Origin of the sequence: Blastomonas sp. UPD001 (genome assembly GCF_003426715.1) — a bacterium.
In the GTDB taxonomy this organism is placed as follows: domain Bacteria; phylum Pseudomonadota; class Alphaproteobacteria; order Sphingomonadales; family Sphingomonadaceae; genus Blastomonas.
Map to the genome: position 1 here is coordinate 2,342,975 of NZ_QKVT01000001.1, position 2,667 is coordinate 2,345,641.

Genomic DNA, 2,667 nt, shown 5'->3' on the forward strand with positions numbered 1-2,667 from the left:
CGGGGATCGCAAAGCCGATGCCGACGCTGCCGCCCGTGGGCGAGATGATCGCGTTGTTGATGCCGATGACATTGCCGTTCAGGTCGAACATCGGGCCACCCGAATTGCCGCGGTTGATCGCGGCGTCGGTCTGCAGATAGCGGTCATAGGCACCGCCCTGGCCGGTGTTGCGATAGACCGCCGAGATGATGCCCGAGGTCACCGTGCCGCCCAGGCCGAACGGATTGCCGATCGCGATGATCCAGTCACCGACACGCGTCTTGGTCGAATCGCCGAAGCGCACGAACGGGAAGGGCCTGGTGCCGCTGATCTTGAGCACCGCGAGGTCCGATTGCGGGTCGCGGCCGATCAGCCGGGCGGGATATTCGGTGCCGTCGGGCATGGTCACGGTGATCGATTCGACCGAGGCATTGCCTTCGGCGGCGATCACATGGTTGTTGGTGACGACATAGCCGTCTGCCGAGATGATGAAGCCCGAGCCGAGCGACTGCGCCTCGCGGGTGCCGCCGCCACCGCCTTCGGGTGCGCCGAACAGGCCGCCGAACGGGGTTCCGGCAAACGGGTTGTTGGGCACGCGCACGCGCTGGCGCGTCGAGATGTTGACCACGGCGGGCTGCAACTGTTCGGTCAGATCGGCAAAGCTCATCGGCGCGCCGGGACGCGGGGCTGCGGCGAGCATCGCGCTCTGGTCGTTCTGCGCCACCTGCGCGCCCAGCGGCTGGCCGGTTGCCAGAACGATCGCGCTGCCACCCAGCAAAAGGGCCGACGTCACTGCATAGGCATATCGCACGTACAAATCCTCTTCATCTACAAGAAGCGACCATCGGCGTGCCCCAGAACGCCGGAAAACCGGCACACGCCATGGCAATATTCGGTTTGCAACCCACGCCTGAACGCAGATTGAATGATGGACGCGGATTCACGCCCGCCGTCTCTTATCGGTTCCCCCGACCCTGAAATTCGCGCAGATATTCGTTGTTCGGCGACAGGATGATCGAGGTTTCGCCCGATCCGCCCAGGAACGTCCGCTCATAGCTCTGCATCGCGCGGTAGAACTCATAGAAGGACGGATCCTTGCCGAAGCTGTTGGCATAGGTACGCGATGCGGATGCATCGGCCTCTGCCCGGATGATCTGTGCGTTCTTCTGGCCCTGCGCGGTGATGGTGCGCGCTTCCTGTTCGCGCGCGGTGCGCATGCGCTGGAAGGCGCTCTGCAGCGGCGTGCCCTGCGGCAGGTCGGCGCGCTTGATCTGCACGTCGACGATCTGCGCACCGTACTGCGCGGCAATGCGGTCGAGCCCGGCCTGGATGCGATCCATGATCCCGCCGCGTTCGGGGCTGAGCAAGGCCGCGAACTGCCGCTTGCCGAGCTCGTTGCGCAGCGCCGAGCCCAGGATCGGGCGCAGTTCGGCCGCGACGCGCTCGACGCTTCCGGCCGAAACATACATCCGCTCGGGATCGACGATGCGGAAGCGCGCATAGGCATCGACCTCTAGCCGCAGCTGGTCGGTCGAGAGCACCTGCTGCTGCTCCATTTCGACCGCGATCACGCGCTTGTCGACCCACACGATCTGCTCGGCAAACGGAATGCGCGCGATCAGCCCCGCGCCGGTCTTCCCGAATTCCTCGTTGTCGCGATAGACGTTGAAGGTGCGCACCGGCTGGCCGAAGCGGACGATCACTGCCTGCTTGGTTTCGGGCACGATCGCGACCGAACTCGCCAGCGCGATCAGCACCAGAGCGAGAAGGCCCAGCAGCAGCATGGGGCGTTGCATCAGACTGTTCATCAGCGTGCCCCCTCGGCCCGCGCAGGCGCCTCGACGGTCGTCTCCTGCATCTTCCTGCGCAGCTCGGGCAGCGGCAGATAGGGGGTCACATTGCCCGGTTCGATGATCGTCTTGTCAAGCTTGGACAGCACCCGCTCCATGGTCTCGTAATACATGCGCCGGCGCGTCACTTCGGGCGCGAGGCGATATTCCTCGTACACCTTGTCGAACGCGGCGGCCTCGCCCTGGGCAGCGGCGGTGAGCTGCTGCGCATAGGCGCGCGCCTCGTTGAGATAGGTCTGCGCTTCCTGCTGCGCGGCGGACACCGCCTTGAACGCCTCGTTCACCGCTTCGGGCGGGTCGGCCTTCTTGATCGCGACGCCCTGCACCTGGATGCCCGAACGGTAGCTGTCGAGCAGCTCCTTCATCCGCTGCTCGACCTTCTGCTCGACCTCAATACGGCCGGGGCCGATCGCATCGTCGAGCGTCACTTCGGCGACGCTGGCGCGCATCGCGGCCTCGGCGGCTTCGCGGATCGTCGCTTCGGGATCGGCGAGCTGGAACAGGTAGAGCGTCGGGTCCTTGATCGTCCAGCGCACCGAATAGGCCAGGTCGACCAGGTTCTGGTCGCCGGTGAGGATCAGATTTTCCTGCGTTCCCGCCGCCGGAATGTCGATGGTGCGGATGTTCTGCACATCGACCGTCTCGAACGATTCGATCGGCGCGGGCAGGGTCAGCGCGATGCCGGGCTCGACCGTGCGCGAATAGCTGCCGAGGAAGGTGACGACGCCACGCTCCTGCGGGCCGACGCGGTGGAAGCTCGAGAGCACCAGCCAGGCGACAACGACCACGCCGATCGCGATCGGCACATAGCTCTTGCCATTGGGGCGCTTGGGCAGGC

At 65.5% G+C, this 2,667-nt stretch carries 3 protein-coding genes; all 3 read right to left on the reverse strand.

Annotated elements, in window-relative coordinates; all coding sequences use genetic code 11:
* The coding region (locus DM995_RS11955) for a trypsin-like peptidase domain-containing protein (protein WP_198669339.1) at nucleotides 1-790 on the reverse strand (790 nt) is incomplete at its 3' end.
* Between the two features lie 145 nt (nucleotides 791-935).
* Complete coding sequence (hflC, locus tag DM995_RS11960) at nucleotides 936-1,763, reverse strand: protease modulator HflC (protein WP_502696610.1); 828 nt, start codon at nucleotides 1,761-1,763, stop codon at nucleotides 936-938.
* 23 nt (nucleotides 1,764-1,786) lie between these two features.
* Nucleotides 1,787-2,667: FtsH protease activity modulator HflK (hflK, locus tag DM995_RS11965; RefSeq protein ID WP_116969570.1), on the reverse strand; the 881-nt coding region annotated here is incomplete at its 5' end.

Coding starts and splice junctions, on each gene's coding strand:
- hflC (WP_502696610.1), bottom strand. CDS start 1,763: ATGCTGCTGCTGGGCCTTCTCGCTCTGGTGCTGATCGCGCTGGCGAGT.